The following is a 17,430-nucleotide window of genomic DNA, read 5'->3' on the forward strand; positions in this document are numbered from 1 at the left end:
GCTCAGGCCGCGACGACCGGGATCTTGCCGATGCGCGCCTGCCACTCGGCCGGCCCGCTCTGGTGCACCGAGCTGCCGTTCGCGTCGACCGCGACGGTCACCGGCATGTCCTTGACGTCGAATTCGTAGATCGCCTCCATGCCGAGATCGGCGAAGCCGACGACCTTGGCCTGCTTGATCGCCTTGGCGACCAGATACGCCGCGCCGCCGACCGCCATCAGGTAGGCGCTGCGGTGCTTGCGGATCGCCTCGATGCCGGCCGGGCCGCGCTCGGCCTTGCCGATCATGCCGATCAGACCGGTGCTGCCCAGCATCATCTCGGTGAACTTGTCCATCCGCGTCGCGGTGGTCGGACCGGCGGGGCCGACGACTTCGTCGCGCACCGGATCGACCGGGCCGACGTAGTAGATGACGCGGTCGGTGAAGTCCACCGGCAGCTTCTCGCCCTTCGCGAGCATGTCCTGGATGCGCTTGTGCGCGGCGTCGCGGCCGGTGAGCATCTTGCCGCTCAGCAGCAGCGTCTGGCCGGGCTTCCAGCTCGCGACCTGCGCCGAAGTCAGCGTGTCGAGGTCGACGCGGGTGCTCTTGTTGTAGTCGGGTGCCCAGTGCACATCGGGCCAGAGGTCGAGGCTCGGCGGCTCGAGGTAGGCGGGGCCCGAGCCGTCGAGCACGAAGTGCGCGTGGCGCGTCGCGGCGCAGTTCGGGATCATCGCCACGGGCTTGCTCGCGGCATGCGTCGGCGCCATGCGGATCTTCACGTCGAGCACGGTCGTCAGCCCGCCGAGGCCCTGCGCGCCGATGCCCAGCGCGTTGATCTTGTCGACCAGCTCGAGGCGCAGCTCCTCCGTCTTGTTCTGCGGCCCGCGCTGGCGCAGTTCGTGGAGGTCGATGTCCTCCATCAGCGATTCCTTCGCCATCAGCATCGCCTTTTCCGCGGTGCCGCCGATGCCGATGCCCAGCATGCCGGGCGGGCACCAGCCGGCGCCCATCGTCGGCACCGTCTTCAGCACCCAATCGACCAGGCTGTCGCTCGGATTCATCATCACGAACTTGCTCTTGTTCTCGGAGCCGCCGCCCTTCGCGGCGACCTGCACGTCCACGGTGTTGCCGGGCACGAGCGTCATGTGGACGACGGCCGGCGTGTTGTCGCCGGTGTTCTTTCGCGCGAAGTGCGGGTCCGCGACGATGCTCGCGCGCAGCTTGTTGTCCGGGTCGAGGTAGCCGCGCCGCACGCCTTCGTTCACCGCGTCCTCGATGCCGGCGTCGAAGCCCTCGAAGCGCACGTCCATGCCGATCTTCAGGAAGACGTTGACGATGCCGGTGTCCTGGCAGATGGGCCGGCGGCCTTCGGCGCACATCTTCGAGTTCGTGAGGATCTGCGCGATCGCGTCCTTCGCCGCCGGGCTCTGCTCGGCCTCGTAGGCACGCGCGAGGTGCGCGATGTAGTCGGCCGGGTGGTAGATGCTGATGTACTGCAGCGCGCCGGCAATCGATTCGACGAAGTCGGCGCGGCGGATCGTGGTGGTGCCCATGGCTTGCTCCCTGGCTTGCTGGCTCGATGCGGCTTGGTTCAGTTCAATGCGGCGCGCCGGGCTTGGCGCCGGGCCCGGCCATCAGCCGGTCGGTCATCGCGATCGCCATCGCCGAGAACAGGAAGGCGACGTGGATCAGCGTCTGCCACAGCAGCACCTTGTCGGTGTAGTTGGCCGCGTTGATGAAAGTCTTCAGCAGGTGGATCGAGCTGATGCCGATGATCGCGGTGGCCAGCTTCACCTTCAGCACCGAGGCGTTGACGTGGCTCAGCCATTCGGGCTGGTCCGGGTGGTTCTCCAGACCCATGCGCGAGACGAAGGTCTCGTAGCCGCCGACGATCACCATGATCAGCAGGTTGCTGATCATCACCACGTCGATCAGCGCCAGCACCACCAGCATGATCACCGTCTCGTTGAGCTGCGTGACCGGCGCGTCGCTCTTGTAGCCGATGCTCGTCACGAGCTTGCCGAGCGCGGCCTCGTTGCCGAACGCGGCCTCGATCAGGTGGACCAGCTCGACCCAGAAGTGGAAGACGTAGACGCCCTGCGCCAGGATCAGCCCCAGGTACAGCGGCAGCTGCAGCCACCGGCTCATGAAGATGAGGTTGGGCAGCGGACGCAGCCGGGTCGCGGTGTGGTCGGGGATGGGTTTCATCGGAAGGGCGGGCCGTGCGAAGCGAGCGATTCTAGGAAGGCGGCCGCTGCGCCCGCGGGGCGTGGAGCAGGGGAGCAGCGCCGCGCTGCCGGCGGCTAAGGACATGCCGCAATGGAAGCGCAGGGGGCGCCGGGGCTAGAGTGGCTCGGCAAGTAAGGGCTCGGTAAGAGGCCCTGCCCACAGTCCGCTGCGCCACGATTTCCTTTCCCGAGCTTCGAGTCACGAGCCTTCCAGGAGACATCCGCATGAGCACCCAGGACCTTCGCACCTACGACCCGCCGGCCGCGCTCGCATCCGCGGCGCACGTCTCGGGCATGGCGGCCTACGACAAGCTGTGCGCCGAGGCCGAGGCGGACTACGCCGGCTACTGGGGCCGGCTCGCGAAGGAGCTGGTGAGCTGGAAGACGCCGTTCACCCAGGTGCTCGACGAGAGCAACGCGCCGTTCTTCAAGTGGTTTGCCGACGGCACGCTCAACGTTTCGTACAACTGCCTCGACCGCAACGTCGAGCGCGGCCTCGGCGACAAGACGGCGATCATCTTCGAGGCCGACGACGGCGCGGTGACGCGGTGCGCCTACCGCGAGCTGCTGGCGCTGACCTGCCGCATCGCCAACGGCCTGAAGTCGCGCGGCGTGAAGAAGGGCGACCGCGTCGTCATCTACATCTCGATGTCGATCGAAGGCGTCGCCGCGATGCAGGCCTGCGCGCGGCTCGGCGCGATCCATTCGGTGGTGTTCGGCGGCTTCTCGGCGCAAAGCCTGCGCGACCGCATCAACGACACCGGCGCCGTCATGGTGATCACCGCCGACCAGCAACTGCGCGGCGGCAAGGCGCTGCCGCTGAAGAGCATCGTCGACGAGGCGATCGCGCTGGGCGGCTGCGAGACGGTGAAGACGGTGGTCGTCGCCAGGCGCACCGGCGCGGCGGTCGCGATGGACGCCGCGCGCGACATCGCCTGGGACGCGTTGATCGCCGGCCAGGCCGACACCTGCGAGCCCGAATGGGTCGAGGCGGAGCACCCGCTGTTTTTGCTCTACACCTCCGGCTCGACGGGCAAGCCCAAGGGCGTGCAGCACGCGAGCGGCGGCTACCTTCTGCATGCGGCGCTCACCACCAAGTGGACCTTCGACCTGAAGCCCGACGACGTGTTCTGGTGCACCGCCGACATCGGCTGGGTCACCGGCCACAGCTACATCACGTATGGGCCGCTGGCGCTCGGTGGCACCGAGATCGTGTTCGAGGGCGTGCCCACCTACCCGGACGCCGGCCGCTTCTGGCAGACGATCGCGAAGCACAAGGTCACGGTCTTCTACACGGCGCCGACCGCGATCCGTTCGCTGATCAAGGCGGCCGAGACGAACGACAAGGTGCACCCGAAGCAGCACGACCTGAGCAGCCTGCGCATCCTGGGCTCGGTCGGCGAGCCGATCAACCCGGCGGCCTGGGAGTGGTACCACCAGCACGTCGGCGGCGGCCGCTGCCCGATCGTCGACACCTTCTGGCAGACGGAGACCGGCGGCCACATGATCACGCCGCTGCCCGGCGCGACCAAGCTGGTGCCGGGCTCCTGCACGCTGCCTTTCCCGGGCATCCAGGCCGCGATCGTCGACGAGACCGGCAAGGACGTGCCCAACGGGCAGGGCGGCATCCTGGTGGTGAAGAAGCCCTGGCCTTCGATGATCCGCACGATCTGGGGCGACCCCGAGCGCTTCAAGAAGAGCTACTACCCCGAGGACTTCAAAGGGAAGTACTACCTGGCCGGCGACGGCGCGATCCGGGACGCGAAGACCGGCTACTTCACCATCACCGGCCGCATCGACGACGTGCTCAACGTCAGCGGCCACCGCATGGGCACGATGGAGATCGAGTCGGCGCTGGTCAGCTGCACCGAGCTGGTGGCCGAAGCCGCGGTGGTCGGCCGGCCCGACGACACCACCGGCGAGGCGATCTGCGCCTTCGTCGTGCTCAAGCGGGCCCGCCCGACCGGCGACGAAGCCAAGGCGATCGCCAAGCAGCTGCGCGACCACGTCGCCAAGGAGATCGGCCCGATCGCGAAGCCGAAGGACATCCGCTTCGGCGACAACCTGCCGAAGACGCGCAGCGGCAAGATCATGCGCAGGTTGCTGCGCTCGATCGCGAAGGGCGAGGCGATCACCCAGGACACCAGCACGCTGGAGAACCCGGCGATCCTCGAGCAGCTCGCGCAGACGAACTGAAGCTGCGCGCGGTCACGAGCGAAGCCCGCGGCCGCCGCGGATCCGGCTAAGCCGGTCCGCCAGCGGCGTCCCCTTGCGGGCAATCGGCGGAGCCGCAACGGGGGCGGGTCAGTTCAGGCCGAGGATCCAGCCGACCAACTGCTTCGCCTCGGCTTCGCTGACCTGCGTGTTCGCGGTCATCGGCACGGGGCCCCAGTTGCCGGCGCCCCCTTCGCGGATCTTCTTCGCGAGCATCGCCTCGGCGCCCTTGTGGCCGGCGTAGCGCGCGGCGACGTCCTTGAAGGAAGGGCCGACGACCTTGCGGCCCTCGACGACGTGGCAACCCAGGCAGCGACGGTTGCGGGCCAGTTCCTCGCCGCCCGCGGCCGCGGCGGCCGGCGCGGCCGCGAGCGGGGCCGTCGCAGCGAGCGCCAGCATGATCCAGTTCGCGATTCGCGCACTCATGCGCGGAAGTCGTTGCCGTACATTGACCGCGGATTCTAGAGAGCGGCCTCGCGACGAAGCGCCGCATCCACCCGGAGATCAGACGATGTACTTCCTCCTGCTCGGCGTGCTGCTCGGAGCGCTGAAGCTGCTGGATGTCGGGCCGCCGGCCGCCTGGTCGTGGTGGATCGTGCTCGCGCCCTTCGCGCTGGCCATCGTCTGGTGGAGCTGGGCCGACTGGTCCGGCTACACCCGCCGCAAGGAAATGGACAAGATGGACGAGCGCAAGGAAGCGCGCCGCCACCAGAACATGCTGGCGCTGGGGATCGACCCGCGCAAGCACGCGAAGCGCAGCGCCCGCGCCGAGGAATACAAGGCTCGGCGCGCCGCCAAGGCCGAGAAGATCGAGAAGGTGCGCGACGACGAGCGCAAGAAGAACCGCGACTCGATCCTCAGCAGCCGCATCGGCGACAGCCAGATGGACGCCGGCCCGCCCCGCGAGCCCAAGCTCTGAGCGACGCTTGCGCGCTTACTCGAAGCGATCCAGCACCGCGCCGGTGCTCGCGCTCGAAGCGTTCTTCGCGAACTTCGCCAGCACCCCGCGCGTGTAGCGCGGCGCGGGCGCCTGCCAGGCGGCGCGGCGCTTCGCGAGTTCGGCATCGCTCACGTTGAGCTGCAGGCTCAGCGTGTGCGCGTCGATCGTGATCGAGTCGCCTTCGTGCACCAGCGCGATCGCGCCGCCGGCCGCCGCCTCGGGCGCGACATGGCCCACCACCATGCCCCAGGTGCCGCCCGAGAAGCGGCCGTCGGTGACGAGACCGACGCTCTCGCCGAGTCCCTGGCCGATCAGCGCGCCGGTCGGCGCCAGCATCTCCGGCATGCCCGGGCCGCCCATCGGCCCGAGGTAGCGCAGCACCATCACGTCGCCTGCCTTGATCTGCTTGGCCATGATCGCTGCGAGCGCCGACTGCTCGTCGTCGAACACGCGCGCCGGGCCGGTGATGACCGGGTTCTTCAAGCCGGTGATCTTGGCGACGCAGCCTTCGGGCGCGAGATTGCCGCGCAGGATCGCGAGATGGCCTTCGGCGTAGATCGGCTCGGCGACCGGGCGGATCACGTCCTGATCGGCGCGCAGCGGCGGCAAGACCGCGAGGTTCTCGGCGACCGTCTTGCCCGTGATCGTGACGCAGTCGCCGTGCAGCGCTCCGGCGTCGAGCAGCGCCTTCATCACCGCCGGAATGCCGCCGGCGCGGTGCAGGTCGATCGCGAGGTACTTGCCGCTCGGCTTCAGGTCGCACAGCACCGGAACCTTGCGGCGCATGCGCTCGAAGTCGTCGATGCTCCATTCGACGCCGGCGGCGTGCGCGATCGCCAGGAAATGCAGCACCGCATTCGTGCTGCCGCCGGTGGCCATGATCACCGCGACCGCGTTCTCGATCGCCTTCCTGGTGACGATGTCGCGCGGCTTCAGGTCCCGCTTCACCGCCTCGACCAGCACGCGCGCCGCTTCGCGCGTGTGCGAAACGATGTCGTCCTCGACGTTGGCCATCGTGCTGGCGAACGGCAGGCTCATGCCGAGCGCCTCGAAGGCCGAGCTCATCGTGTTGGCGGTGTACATGCCGCCGCAGGAGCCGCTGCCGGGGATCGCGCGGCGCTCGATCTGGCAGAAGTCCTCTTCGCTCATGTTGCCGGCGCTGAACTGGCCGACCGCCTCGAACACGCTGACGATGTTGAGGTCCTGGCCCTTGTACTTGCCGGGCAGGATGGTGCCGCCGTAGACGTAGATCGCCGGCACGTTCGCGCGCAGCATGCCCATCATCCCGCCGGGCATGTTCTTGTCGCAGCCGCCGATGACGATCACGCCGTCCATCCACTGGCCGCCGACGCAGGTCTCGACGCAATCGGCGATCACCTCGCGCGAGACCAGGCTGTACTTCATGCCCTCGGTGCCCATCGCCATGCCGTCGCTGATGGTCGGCGTGCCGAAGATCTGCGGGTTGGCGCCGGCCGCCTTCAAGCCAACGACTGCCGCATCGGCCAGCCGCTGCAGGCCCGAGTTGCACGGCGTGATGGTGCTGTGGCCGTTCGCGACGCCGATCATCGGCTTGGCGAAGTCGGCTTCCTCGTAGCCCATGCCGTAGTACATCGAGCGGTTCGGTGCACGGGCGACGCCCTCGGTGATGTTGGCGGAGCGGCGGTTGATCTTCATGGCGTGGTCGGCGGAACTGGCGTGACTGAACGGAAGCGCGGATTCTCGGCGAAGCCCGCTCGCCGGCCCGCACGGCGGTGCCCGGCGCGGCGTCGCGAGGGCGGCCGCCGCCCCGCGACCCTGAGCTATCGTCGCCGCCTTTCGCGCCAAGGCGGGCAGCAGCCCGCGCCGTCTCCATGCTGATCCACCCGCAGTTCGACCCGGTCGCGATCCAGCTCGGCCCCATCGCGATCCACTGGTATGGGCTGACCTACCTCGTCGCCTTCGGGCTGTTCCTGTGGCTCGCGTCGCTGCGCGTTGCGCACAGCCCGTTCCGCGAGAACGGCTGGACGCGGCGCGACGTCGAGGACCTGCTGTTCTACGGCGTCGTCGGCGTGATCATCGGCGGCCGGATCGGCTACGTGCTGTTCTACAAGCCGGGCTACTACGCGGCGAATCCGCTCGAGATCATCCAGGTGTGGAAGGGCGGCATGGCTTTCCACGGCGGGCTGCTCGGCGTGCTGGTCGCGATGGCGGTGTTCGCGAAACGGCGCGGCCGGCGCTGGCTCGAGGTGACCGACCTGATCGCGCCGTGCGTGCCGACGGGTCTGGCCAGCGGGCGCCTCGGCAACTTCACCAACGGCGAGCTGTGGGGCCGCGCGGCGGATCCGTCGCTGCCGTGGGCGATGGTCTATCCGCAGTCGGGCTCCGATGTCGCGCGGCATCCGTCGCCGCTGTACCAGTTCGCGCTCGAAGGGCTGCTGCTGTTCGTCTTGCTGTGGCTGTACGCGCGCAAGCCGCGCAAGGTGGGGCAGGTGTCGGGCGCCTTCCTCGTCGGCTACGGCGCGTTCCGCTTCATCGCCGAGTACTTCCGCGAGCCCGATCGCTTCCTCGGCCTGCTGGCGCTCGACCTGAGCATGGGCCAGTGGCTGTGCGTGCCGATGGTGCTCGTGGGCATCGCGATGTGGGTGCGCGCAAGCCGGGCGGCTTGAGCCACGCCGGTGCAGCGCTGCACGAAGAAAAGGCCGCTCGGCTTTGACACCGAGCGGCTGGACAAAGGGCGTGGGCCCTGCCGAGGAGACAGCGACTGCGCAACTCAGTCGTGCGTCCAGAAACGGCTGTGCCAGCTACGCGCCTACATATCCCAATCCACAAGTCGACCACTCCAAGGTCTTCTCGGAATTAAAGCTATTACCGTAGTTCGCATCTACTGCTGCTGGAGAAGCGAAGCAGCCAATCGCTTCAACAAGGCCTTGCGCCCGTGTTGCTATGGTTCCGGCTCGCTCGACCCCACTCTGGTCGAGCGAATCAAAACAAAAGCTGGTTTGCGAATTAAGCACAACTTGTCCGGGCTCCATATAGACGGTTCTACTTCTTGAGTCGTTGCTTTCGGCTGGTTGATACCGAAAGTAAATATCGGCCATCAGTCTTTCGTTGCCAAATACCGTGGCGGATGATTCCTCACCAATCAAATTGCCGTTATTGTAGACGCTAGTCGTTTGGTATTGGAGAGCCAGTTCAGTCACGCCCGAATCGTTGAGTGAATTAAGTTCGCCCGCATCCACAACTCCATTCGCGTTGGGATCTTGCCATAACTGCAATCGAGCAAAAGATGCGTCTTGCGCATTCAGTAAACCGTCCGCGTTATCATCCATCAACGCGAGTTCAGAATAGCCCTCGCCGCGCAAGTCACCGCCAAACATTTCGGACGCGTCGTCAATTTGGCCATTGCCGTCAATGTCGACAACGACGAATGCATCGTCTCCAGAGATCCACCCAGTTCGCTCTTTTGCTCCGTCACCAGTTAAGTCAAAGAAGACTTCCGAATTGCTTAGGCTAGTTGTTTCTATGCCATCGCCGTTGACATCAATAACCATAGGCGAAGACATCCTGTTCGCTATCCGGGTGGCAATGTTGCTGGATTCTTTCGAGGCGCCAAGCTCGGGCTCAAGATTAGATAAAGCCATAAAGTCCAGCCCCGCGAGCCCGCTATCGTAGTACCATGTTTGCTCTTCCCCAACGCTTAGCGACTGTATGAGTCCGACATACTCAAAACTAGACGAAGTAGGCGAAAACATATTGTGAGAAAGGGTTATCCCCATTGAAAACAAGCTTGAAATTGCGTAATCGACCGTATTTCCTGGGAGTGATGGAGCGTTTTGAATAAAGCTACCGAGCAGGGATTGTTGTGCTTCGGTAAGTGAGATTGCCGACGAACTTGCCGGAGTTGCTTGACTAACGTCGATGAGCGGCAGTTGATAGGTCTCAATGTAAGTCCCTGGATTGTTCGGGTCGCCATGTACTACGCCGGCGACAATTGGTTGTAGTATTCCAAGGTCCCTTGCATACTCTCCTGACAAAGTGCCAATCTCCCCGTAGCTATTTCCATTAACGTCAAGCATTTCGATCGTAACAAACTCTCCGCCGCCCGCGCCATCGTATTGTCTGACGATCGCTGAGCCGCCGCTGGAAGCCGCGCCTGATGCTATTGCATTTAGATTCGCGGGGGTGTTGCCTAACAATCCGTTGCTCATGTGCGTGCCGATTCTGGTTGCCAGTTCGTTAAAGTTATCTTTAATGAAACCTGGACCGGCTGCAATTCCTATCGCTCCAGCAAGAGCGATGGCGGATAGGGGGACGGCAGCGCCAGAAATCGCTGCAGCTGCCACTACTAGCGATAAAGCCGACGCCGTAATCTGCAAGACATCTGAGGGTTGTAGCTGGCCTGTTGACCATGATGCAACTGCAGACGTCGTGTTGTTGGCTGTTGCCGCTGCATTGAGACCAACTGCCCAAGGTCCCTGTCCCGCAAAGGTGCCGGCTAAATTGAGGGCATTCGTATATGCTTGATAGGCGTTGTTGCTGTTGCCAACCTCAAAGCCGCCTTGAGCGACTTGTATTAGCGAAAGGGTAGAGTCAACAAGTTCGGTTGCGTTGGTAGGCATATTGAAATCGTTAAATGAAGGTTAGTGCAAATACTAGAACGAGGCCAAGTATGATGGTTGCGCGATAGACCTTGGGGTTCTTTTCAAGATGATCACTATTGCGTTGACGAACGAAGAATAGGCATGTGATTCCTACCGTTAAAATGACGAGCTTAATTATCCATGCCCATCCTGTTCCGGCGGTATAAATTTCGCCTTGTCCGTACAGGTAGATCTCTGCGGCGGCCAGCGCGGCCGTTAGCGCTAAAAATGCAAGTATTGCAAAACTGCTTCTTGTGTGAGTTGCTTTTATAATCTGAGAAAATCTCACCTTCTGCGTTTGTTTTTGTAGTTGTTCTATTTCATGAAACAATGCCACTAGGATTGCTCCCACGAATAATGTCGTCATTGGCATGTCGGCTCCTTCGGTGTATTAACTGACACTAGCGCTCCCTCAAACTTTCACTGGCCGTCCGATGTATCGGATCGAGCAAGTAGTCGATCACCTGCCGGCGTCCAGTCTTGATCTCAACAGTGACGTTCATGCCCGGGCTTAGGCTCACGCGCTTGCCGTCGACGTCGATGCTCGATCGGTTCAGCGTCAACGTGGCCGGAAAGATCGCGCCGCGCTTCTCGTCGGCAACGGCATCGGCCGTCACGCTCTTCACCGTCGCCGGGACCGTGCCGTAGCGGGTGAAGGGGAAGGTCTCGAGCTTCACCGTCACGTCTTGGCCCGCGCGCACGAAGCCGATGTCCTTGTTGTCGATCACGACCTCGGCGGTCACCTCGGCGTCCTTGGGCACGATGACCATCAACACCTGCGCGGGCGTGACCACGCCGCCTTCGGTGTGCACGGCCACCTGCTGCACGGTGCCGGCCACCGGCGCGGTGAGCTGGGTCAGACGGCTGCGCTGCTCGGCTTTGCTGCGCTCCTGAGTGAGTTGCTGTCGCTTGAGCGCGGCCTGGGCCTGGCGCTCGCTCAAGGTTCGCTGGGTCTCGGCGAGGTAGGCAGCGCGAGTGCGCTCGGTTTCGTGCAAGGCGGCTTGCGCTTCGGCCAGTCTTGCGCGCTGCGTGGCGAGATCACGCTCCTGCTCGATGCGCTCGCGGCTGCGGTCTTGCACCGCGTGGCTGCTCATGAAGCCTTGGTCAGCGAGCTTTTGCAGATCGGCCTCGCGCTGGCGGGCGATGGGCAGCGTGGCTTCGAGCTTGGCGATCAGTTCGTGCACCGTGGCCGCTTCGGCCTCGCGGCGGGCGCGTTCGGCGGCGAGCTTGGAGAGCTTGGCGGTGAGGTCTTGCCATTCGGCGTGGAGCTGGGCTTGGTCGTGGGGCTTGTGGCCCTCACCCCAGCCCTCTCCCGCTGAGGCGGGAGAGGGAGCAAGGCGGCCGGCGCGCAGGGCGGCAAGCAAGGCGGTCGTGCGGCGCTCTTCCGAGACGGCCGAGGCCAGTTGTTCCTGCACGCTGATGCCGTCGGCGCTGGCGTTGGTGGCATCCAGTTCGACCAGCACCTGTCCGGCCTGCACGGCATCGCCGTCTTTGACGAGCACGCGCTTGACGACCGCCGCTTCCAGCGGTTGCAAAGTCTTGGTCCGTTCGCCGACCACGATGCGTCCCGACGCCACCGCGACGATGTCGATGCGCCCGAAGATGGCCCACGCGAGCGCGATGACGAACAGCGCACACAGCGTGATCGCCAAGCGCCGCGGTGCCGGATGCACCGGCGTGTCCTGCAGGCTCAGCGCCGCGGGCAGAAAGGCCTGCTCATCGGCCAGGCGCTTCGGGCCGGCCAGTGCGTGGCGTGCGGCCCAGGCGGCTTTGAGGACGGCGGCATAGCGGGCGAGCAGTGCGAAGGCCGGAGAAGTGCTTGCACTTGCAGCCGCGCTCATGCTGTTGCTCCCTGCTGCATCGCCCACAGGCTCGCGTACAGCCCCTTGGGCTTGGCCGCCAGCTGCTCGTGCGAGCCCATCTCGACGATACGCCCCTGCTCCATCACGACGATGCGGTTGGCTTGCCGGACCGCGCTCAGGCGATGCGCGATCACGATCACCGTGCGGCCCTGGCAGATCGCCTGCATGTTGCGCTGGACGATGGCCTCGCTCTCGTAGTCGAGCGCGCTGGTGGCCTCGTCGAAGATCAGGATGCGCGGTCTCGTGAAGAGCGCTCGGGCGATCGCGATGCGCTGGCGTTGGCCACCCGACAAGCCGGCGCCCTGCTCGCCGACCAGCGTGTCGTAGCCCTCGGGCAGCTGGCTGATGAACTCGTGGGCGCCGGCCAGTTGCGCCGCCTGCATCACCTGCTCGATCGGCGCGGCCGGGTCCGCGACGGCGATGTTCTCGCGCACGCTGCGGTTGAACAGCCAGTTGTCCTGCAGCACGACGCCGATCTGGCGGCGCAGCTGAGCCGCGTCGATCAGGGCGATGTCGGTGCCGTCGATCAGCACGCGGCCTTGTTCGGGCGCGTACAGGCGCTGGACCAGCTTGGTCAGCGTGCTCTTGCCGGAGCCCGACCGCCCGACGATGCCGATCACTTCGCCGGGGCGGATGTCCAAGCTCAGGCCGTTGAGCACGACCGGCGCCTCGGGCCGGTAGCGGAAGGCGACCTGCTCGAAGCGGATCTGGCCCTTGACCGGCGGCAGTTGCGCCGCGGCCTTGGGCGGCACCTCCGTCGGCGTGTTCAGGATGTCGCCGAGCCGGGCCATCGAGATGCCGGTCTGCTGGAAGTCGGTCCACAGCTGGGCGATGCGCATGATCGGCTGCGCCACCCGCTGGGCGAACATGTTGAAGGCCACGAACTGGCCGACCGAGAGTTCGCCGTCGATCACCAGTCTTGCGCCCCACCACAGCGTGGCGGCCGAGACGAGCTTGCCGACCAAGTTGATCGCTTCGTGGCCGAAGCTGGCGAGCGTGGTGGTTTTGAAGCTGGAGGCGACGTAGGCGGCGAGCTGGTCGTCCCAGCGGCGGGCGATCTGGGGCTCCAAGGCACCGGCCTTGACGGTCTGGATGCCGGTCAGCGTCTCGACCATCAGGGACTGGTTCTCGGCACCGCGGGCGAACTGCTCGTTCAATCGCGCGCGCAACACGGGGACGAGGGCGAGGCTCAGGCCCAGGTACAGCGGCACGCTCGCGAGCACGATCAGTGTCAGCGGCACGCTGTAGACGAACATCACCGCGATGAAGACGACCGAGAACAGCAGATCGAGGACGACGGTCAGTGCGTTGCCGGTCAGGAAGCTGCGGATGTTCTCGAGTTCACGCACGCGCGCGGCCGAGTCGCCGACGCGGCGGGCCTGAAAGTAGGCCAGCGGCAGCGCGAGCAGGTGGCGGAACAGGCGCGCACCCAGCTCCACGTCGATGCGGCTGGTGGTGTGGCTGAAGACGTAGGTTCGAAGGGCCGTCAGCAGGCTCTCGAACAGCACGACGACGACGAGGCCGGCGACCAGCACGTCGAGCGTGGTCAAGCCTTGATGGACGAGCACCTTGTCCATCACGACCTGGAAGAACAGCGGGCTGACGAGGGCGAAGAGCTGCAGGAACAGGCTGATCAGCAGCACTTCGCCGAGCAGCTTGCGGTGCTTGACGAGGCTGGGAATGAACCAGCTGAAGTCGAACTTGGCGAGATCGCCAGCGACGCTGGCGCGGCTGGCCAGCAGGATCAGCTCGCCGGTCCATTGCTCGGCGAAGACGGGCAGCGGCTCGATCGTGGGACGGCCGGCTTGCAGGGCACCGCTCGGGTCTTGCCCTGTGTCCATCAGAAGCACGCGCTGGCCATCGCATTGCGCGAGGACGACGGTGCGGCCGTCGCGCATCAGCGCAAGAGCGGGCAGCGGAACGAGCGGAAATCGATCGACAGAAGTGCGCGAGCGGCGGGCCTTGAGGCCCAGCTCCTTCGCGGCGAGCAATAGCCCAGCGGCATCACATCGGTGGCTCGGCGGCCAGCCCAGTCGGTGCGCCAGCGACGCCGGCTCGGCGGCAATGCGATGCAGACGGGCGGCTATGCAAAGCGCGACGAGCGCAGGCGAGTTCGGGGCTTCCGCGGCTTCAGTCTCAGTGACTGGGACTCGGTCGGACTCCTGCTCAGCCGAGCGCCGACTGCCAGAAGGTACTGCTCGTCGGTGAAGGTCCCGTTGAGCCACAAGGTGCGAGAACGCGAATTAATCGCATCATGCTAGTTGTCGCGGCGCCGGGAACGTCTCCCTAAAGCGATGGAGAGGGTGTTCGCTTTGCAACCGGATGTAGATCGCAGCGTGGCTCGCGATCAGTGATACGCGCCGAAATCGGCGCGGTGCATGTCGCGCACATCTGTGGCGCACCAAGAAAAAACCGCCCGGCTTTGACACCGGGCGGCTGGACAAAGGGCATGGGCCCTGCTGAGGAGACAGCGACTGCGCAAGGCAGCCGCTCGCATCTTGCAAAGTCTGTGCCGGCTTTCTGCGCTTCAGGCCGCTTCCTTCTCGACGTGCCCGTGCCGCGTGTACAGGAAGTCGAGCACCTCCTTGCGGTAGTGCACGTACTCGGCGTTCTCGGCCAGCTCGAGCCGACTGCGCGGGCGCGGCAGCCTGACGGCCATCACCTCGCCGATCGTCGCGGCCGGGCCGTTGGTCATCATCACGACGCGGTCCGACAGCAGCACCGCCTCGTCGACATCGTGCGTGACCATCACCACCGTGCTCGCGGTGCGCGCGACGATCTTGATCAACTCGTCCTGCAGCTTCGCGCGCGTGAGCGCATCCAGCGCGCCGAAAGGCTCGTCCATCAGCAGCACCTTGGGCTCGATCGCGAGCGCGCGCGCGATGCCCACGCGCTGCTTCATGCCGCCGCTGATCTCGTGCGGGCGCTTGGTCGCCGCGTGGCTCATGTTCACGAGCGCCAGCGCCGCGTCGGTGCGCGCCTTGAGCTGCGCCTTGCTCTCGCGTTTCTCGCCGGAGCCGAACACGCGCTCGACGCCGAGGTGCACGTTGTCGAAGCAGGTGAGCCAGGGCAGCAGCGAGTGGTTCTGGAACACGACCGCGCGCTCGGGACCGGGCGCGGCGATCTCGCGGCCGTCGCAGATCAGCGAGCCGGCGGTCGGGAGCGTGAGGCCGGCGATGAGGTTCAGCAGCGTCGATTTGCCGCAGCCCGAGTGGCCGATCAGCGTGACGAACTCGCCGCGCTTGATGTCCAGCCGGATGTCGCGCAGCGCGTGGAAGCGGCCGCGGTTGCGTGATCCCTTGGCCGTGAAGACCATCTCCACGTCGCGCACTTCGATGAAGGGGGTGCTCATGTCGGTGGCTCCCGATCAATGGTGGTCGTCGAACGAGAAGCGCTTGGCTACCAGCATCAGCGCCTGCTCGAGCAGCAGGCCCACGATGCCGATCACGAAGATCGCGATGATGATGTGGGCGACGTTGAGGTTGTTCCATTCGTCCCACACCCAGAAGCCGATGCCGACGCCGCCGGTCAGCATCTCGGCCGCGACGATCACCAGCCACGCCGTGCCCACCGACAGCCGCACGCCCGTGAGCATGTACGGCAGCACCGCGGGGAAGAGGATGCGCGTGACGATCTTCCACTCGCTGAGGTTGAGCACGCGCGCGACGTTGAGGTAGTCGCTCGGCACGCGCTGCACGCCGACCGCGGTGTTGATCACCATCGGCCAGATCGAGCAGATGAAGATCGTCCAGATCGCCGCCGGGTTGGCCGCCTTGAAGACGAGCAGGCCGATCGGCAGCCAGGCCAGCGGCGAGACCGGGCGCAGCAGGCTGATCAGCGGCGCGACCATCTGGTTGAGCAGCGCGAAGCGCCCGATCAGGAAGCCTGCCGGGATGCCGACCAGCGCCGCGAGCCCGAAGCCCACCGCCACGCGTTGCAGCGAGGCGAAGATGTTCCAGCCGATGCCCTGATCGTTCGGGCCGCGGCTGTAGAACGGCGAGCTGAAGAGCTTGACCGCGGCCTCCCACGTCGCGCCCGGCGTCGGGAAGCTGCCGCCTTTCATCGTGAGCAGCGCCCAGATGCCGACGAGCAGCGCGAGCCCGGCGATGGGCGCGAAAAGCTTCACCGCGAAGCCGAGCCAGTCGAACGGCTCGCGCGGCGTTCCGGCGACCACGGGCACCGGCTCCGGCTTGGCCGCCACTGCTGCGGCCATCGCCTTCGTATCGCGCTTCGATTCGGCCGGCTCCTGCGAGGCGGCCAGCGGGTCGTGGAAGACGGCACTCACCATGCTGCTGCTCCTTCGTTGTCGAGACGCACCGCGTTCAGACCTTGACCTTGAAGCCTTCGGCGTAAGCCTTCGGGTTCTTGCCGTCCCAGACGGTGCCGTCGATGAGCTTGCTGGTGCGCGTCGTCTCCTTCGGAACCGTTGCCTTCGCGAGCGCCGCGCCCTGCTTGAACAGCTCGATCTGGTTGACCTTCGTCGCCACCGCGAGGTAGTCGGGGTGCTCCTTCAGCAAGCCCCAGCGCTTGTGCTGCGTGAGGAACCACATGCCGTCGGAGAGGTAGGGCATGTTGACCGCACCGTCGCTGTAGAACTTCATGTGGTTCGGGTCGTCCCAGGTCTTGCCGAGACCGTTCTGGTAGCGGCCCAGGATGCGCTGGTTGATGACGTCGACGCTGGTGTTCACGTAGGCCTTGTCGGCCACCGTCTCGGCCATCTTGTTCTTGTTGAGCAGGCTGGCGTCGATCCACTTGCCCGCCTCCATCACCGCGGCGATCACCGCGCGGCAGGTGTTCGGGTACTTCGCGACGAAGTCGGCGCTGGTGCCGAGCGCCTTCTCGGGGTGGTCCTTCCAGATGTCCTGCGTCGTCACCGCGGTGATGCCGATGCCGTCGGCGATCGCGCGGTGGCCCCAGGGCTCGCCGACGCAATAGCCGTCCATGTTGCCCACCCGCATGTTGGCCACCATCTGCGGCGGTGGCACGGTGATGACCTTCGCGTCCTTCATCGGGTCGATGCCGTAGCTCGCGAGCCAGTAGTACAGCCACATCGCGTGGGTGCCGGTCGGGAAGGTCTGCGCGAAGGTGTAGTCCCTGCGGTCGGTCGTCATCAACTTCTGCAGCGAAGCGCCGTCGACCGCGCCCTTGTCCGCGAGCTTCTTCGACAGCGTGATCGCCTGGCCGTTGTGGTTCAGGTTCATCAGCACCGCCATGTCCTTCCTCGGACCGCCGATGCCCATCTGAACGCCGTAGATCAGGCCGTACAGCACGTGCGCGAAGTCGATGTCGCCGTTCACGAGCTTGTCGCGGACGCTCGCCCACGACGCTTCCTTGGTGGGCGTGATCTTGATGCCGTACTTCTTGTCGAACTCCATCACCGAAGCCATGACGACGGAGGCGCAGTCGGTGAGCGGGATGAAGCCGACTTTGACTTCCTTCTTCTCGGGCGCGTCCGAGCCCGCCGCCCACGCGGCCTGGCGTATTCCCGGGGGCACCAGAGACATGATCGCCGCGCCGCCAAGCGTGGCTGCGGTCTGTTTCAGAAAGCGGCGCCTCGGTGCGTCGCTCGCCACGGCTTCGTTCTTCTC

General features: G+C 65.6%; 14 protein-coding genes. 3 read left to right on the top strand and 11 right to left on the bottom strand.

Annotated elements, in window-relative coordinates; translation table 11 throughout:
• Window positions 1–2: 2 nt before the first annotated feature.
• Window positions 3–1,532, bottom strand: coding sequence for a fumarate hydratase (locus VFR90_RS02940; RefSeq protein WP_326404500.1), 1,530 nt, complete (start codon window positions 1,530–1,532; stop codon window positions 3–5).
• A gap of 43 nt (window positions 1,533–1,575) precedes the next feature.
• Window positions 1,576–2,187, bottom strand: coding sequence for a TIGR00645 family protein (locus VFR90_RS02945; RefSeq protein WP_326404501.1), 612 nt, complete (start codon window positions 2,185–2,187; stop codon window positions 1,576–1,578).
• 245 nt (window positions 2,188–2,432) lie between these two features.
• Here VFR90_RS02945 and acs point away from each other — a divergent pair, with 245 nt between their 5' ends.
• The gene (gene acs, locus VFR90_RS02950; protein WP_326404502.1) at window positions 2,433–4,403 is read left to right on the top strand and encodes an acetate--CoA ligase; all 1,971 of its coding nucleotides are present in this window, start codon (window positions 2,433–2,435) and stop codon (window positions 4,401–4,403) included.
• 108 nt (window positions 4,404–4,511) lie between these two features.
• On the opposite strand, the gene VFR90_RS02955 is transcribed toward acs, so the two are convergent.
• Window positions 4,512–4,847 carry a c-type cytochrome gene (locus VFR90_RS02955; RefSeq protein ID WP_326404503.1) on the bottom strand — a complete coding sequence of 112 codons (336 nt, stop codon included), beginning with the start codon at window positions 4,845–4,847 and terminating at the stop codon, window positions 4,512–4,514.
• Between the two features lie 85 nt (window positions 4,848–4,932).
• On the opposite strand from VFR90_RS02955, the gene VFR90_RS17665 reads away from it, so the two are divergent.
• Window positions 4,933–5,340, top strand: coding sequence for a TIGR04438 family Trp-rich protein (locus tag VFR90_RS17665; protein ID WP_414676479.1), 408 nt, complete (start codon window positions 4,933–4,935; stop codon window positions 5,338–5,340).
• Between the two features lie 15 nt (window positions 5,341–5,355).
• On the opposite strand, the gene ilvD is transcribed toward VFR90_RS17665, so the two are convergent.
• Window positions 5,356–7,035 (bottom strand): dihydroxy-acid dehydratase, encoded by a 1,680-nt coding sequence (ilvD, locus tag VFR90_RS02965; protein ID WP_326404504.1) that lies wholly within the window; start codon window positions 7,033–7,035, stop codon window positions 5,356–5,358.
• Between the two features lie 176 nt (window positions 7,036–7,211).
• On the opposite strand from ilvD, the gene lgt reads away from it, so the two are divergent.
• Window positions 7,212–8,006, top strand: a complete 795-nt coding sequence (lgt, locus tag VFR90_RS02970; RefSeq protein ID WP_326404505.1) for a prolipoprotein diacylglyceryl transferase — start codon at window positions 7,212–7,214, stop codon at window positions 8,004–8,006.
• Between the two features lie 135 nt (window positions 8,007–8,141).
• Here the strand turns inward: lgt and VFR90_RS02975 are convergent, their stop codons facing one another.
• The 7 genes from VFR90_RS02975 to VFR90_RS03005 form a co-directional block, all read right to left on the bottom strand.
• Complete coding sequence (locus tag VFR90_RS02975; RefSeq protein ID WP_326404506.1) at window positions 8,142–9,959, bottom strand: SPM autocatalytic domain-containing protein; 1,818 nt, start codon at window positions 9,957–9,959, stop codon at window positions 8,142–8,144.
• A 10-nt stretch (window positions 9,960–9,969) separates the two neighbouring features.
• Window positions 9,970–10,353: a hypothetical protein gene (locus VFR90_RS02980; protein ID WP_326404507.1), complete on the bottom strand. Its 384-nt coding sequence runs from the start codon at window positions 10,351–10,353 to the stop codon at window positions 9,970–9,972.
• Between the two features lie 28 nt (window positions 10,354–10,381).
• The gene (locus VFR90_RS02985; RefSeq protein WP_326404508.1) at window positions 10,382–11,821 is read right to left on the bottom strand and encodes an HlyD family type I secretion periplasmic adaptor subunit; all 1,440 of its coding nucleotides are present in this window, start codon (window positions 11,819–11,821) and stop codon (window positions 10,382–10,384) included.
• Window positions 11,818–14,067, bottom strand: coding sequence for a type I secretion system permease/ATPase (locus tag VFR90_RS02990; RefSeq protein ID WP_326404510.1), 2,250 nt, complete (start codon window positions 14,065–14,067; stop codon window positions 11,818–11,820). Before VFR90_RS02990 ends, VFR90_RS02985 begins: the two co-directional genes overlap by 4 nt.
• A gap of 302 nt (window positions 14,068–14,369) precedes the next feature.
• Entirely contained in the window at window positions 14,370–15,194 is an 825-nt protein-coding gene (locus VFR90_RS02995; protein WP_326404512.1) for an ABC transporter ATP-binding protein, read from the bottom strand.
• 15 nt (window positions 15,195–15,209) lie between these two features.
• Window positions 15,210–16,130 carry a nitrate ABC transporter permease gene (gene ntrB / locus VFR90_RS03000; protein WP_326404513.1) on the bottom strand — a complete coding sequence of 307 codons (921 nt, stop codon included), beginning with the start codon at window positions 16,128–16,130 and terminating at the stop codon, window positions 15,210–15,212.
• Window positions 16,131–16,164: 34 nt separating this feature from the next.
• Window positions 16,165–17,415 (bottom strand): CmpA/NrtA family ABC transporter substrate-binding protein, encoded by a 1,251-nt coding sequence (locus VFR90_RS03005; RefSeq protein WP_414676480.1) that lies wholly within the window; start codon window positions 17,413–17,415, stop codon window positions 16,165–16,167.
• Window positions 17,416–17,430: the final 15 nt, after the last annotated feature.

The sequence above is a fragment of the Methylibium sp. genome (assembly GCF_035762065.1).
Taxonomy (GTDB): domain Bacteria; phylum Pseudomonadota; class Gammaproteobacteria; order Burkholderiales; family Burkholderiaceae_C; genus Methylibium.

Coding starts and splice junctions, on each gene's coding strand:
- VFR90_RS02940 (WP_326404500.1), bottom strand. CDS start 1,532: ATGGGCACCACCACGATCCGCCGCGCCGACTTCGTCGAATCGATTGCC.
- VFR90_RS02945 (WP_326404501.1), bottom strand. CDS start 2,187: ATGAAACCCATCCCCGACCACACCGCGACCCGGCTGCGTCCGCTGCCC.
- acs (WP_326404502.1), top strand. CDS start 2,433: ATGAGCACCCAGGACCTTCGCACCTACGACCCGCCGGCCGCGCTCGCA.
- VFR90_RS02955 (WP_326404503.1), bottom strand. CDS start 4,847: ATGAGTGCGCGAATCGCGAACTGGATCATGCTGGCGCTCGCTGCGACG.
- VFR90_RS17665 (WP_414676479.1), top strand. CDS start 4,933: ATGTACTTCCTCCTGCTCGGCGTGCTGCTCGGAGCGCTGAAGCTGCTG.
- ilvD (WP_326404504.1), bottom strand. CDS start 7,035: ATGAAGATCAACCGCCGCTCCGCCAACATCACCGAGGGCGTCGCCCGT.
- lgt (WP_326404505.1), top strand. CDS start 7,212: ATGCTGATCCACCCGCAGTTCGACCCGGTCGCGATCCAGCTCGGCCCC.
- VFR90_RS02975 (WP_326404506.1), bottom strand. CDS start 9,959: ATGCCTACCAACGCAACCGAACTTGTTGACTCTACCCTTTCGCTAATA.
- VFR90_RS02980 (WP_326404507.1), bottom strand. CDS start 10,353: ATGCCAATGACGACATTATTCGTGGGAGCAATCCTAGTGGCATTGTTT.
- VFR90_RS02985 (WP_326404508.1), bottom strand. CDS start 11,821: ATGAGCGCGGCTGCAAGTGCAAGCACTTCTCCGGCCTTCGCACTGCTC.
- VFR90_RS02995 (WP_326404512.1), bottom strand. CDS start 15,194: ATGAGCACCCCCTTCATCGAAGTGCGCGACGTGGAGATGGTCTTCACG.
- ntrB (WP_326404513.1), bottom strand. CDS start 16,130: ATGGTGAGTGCCGTCTTCCACGACCCGCTGGCCGCCTCGCAGGAGCCG.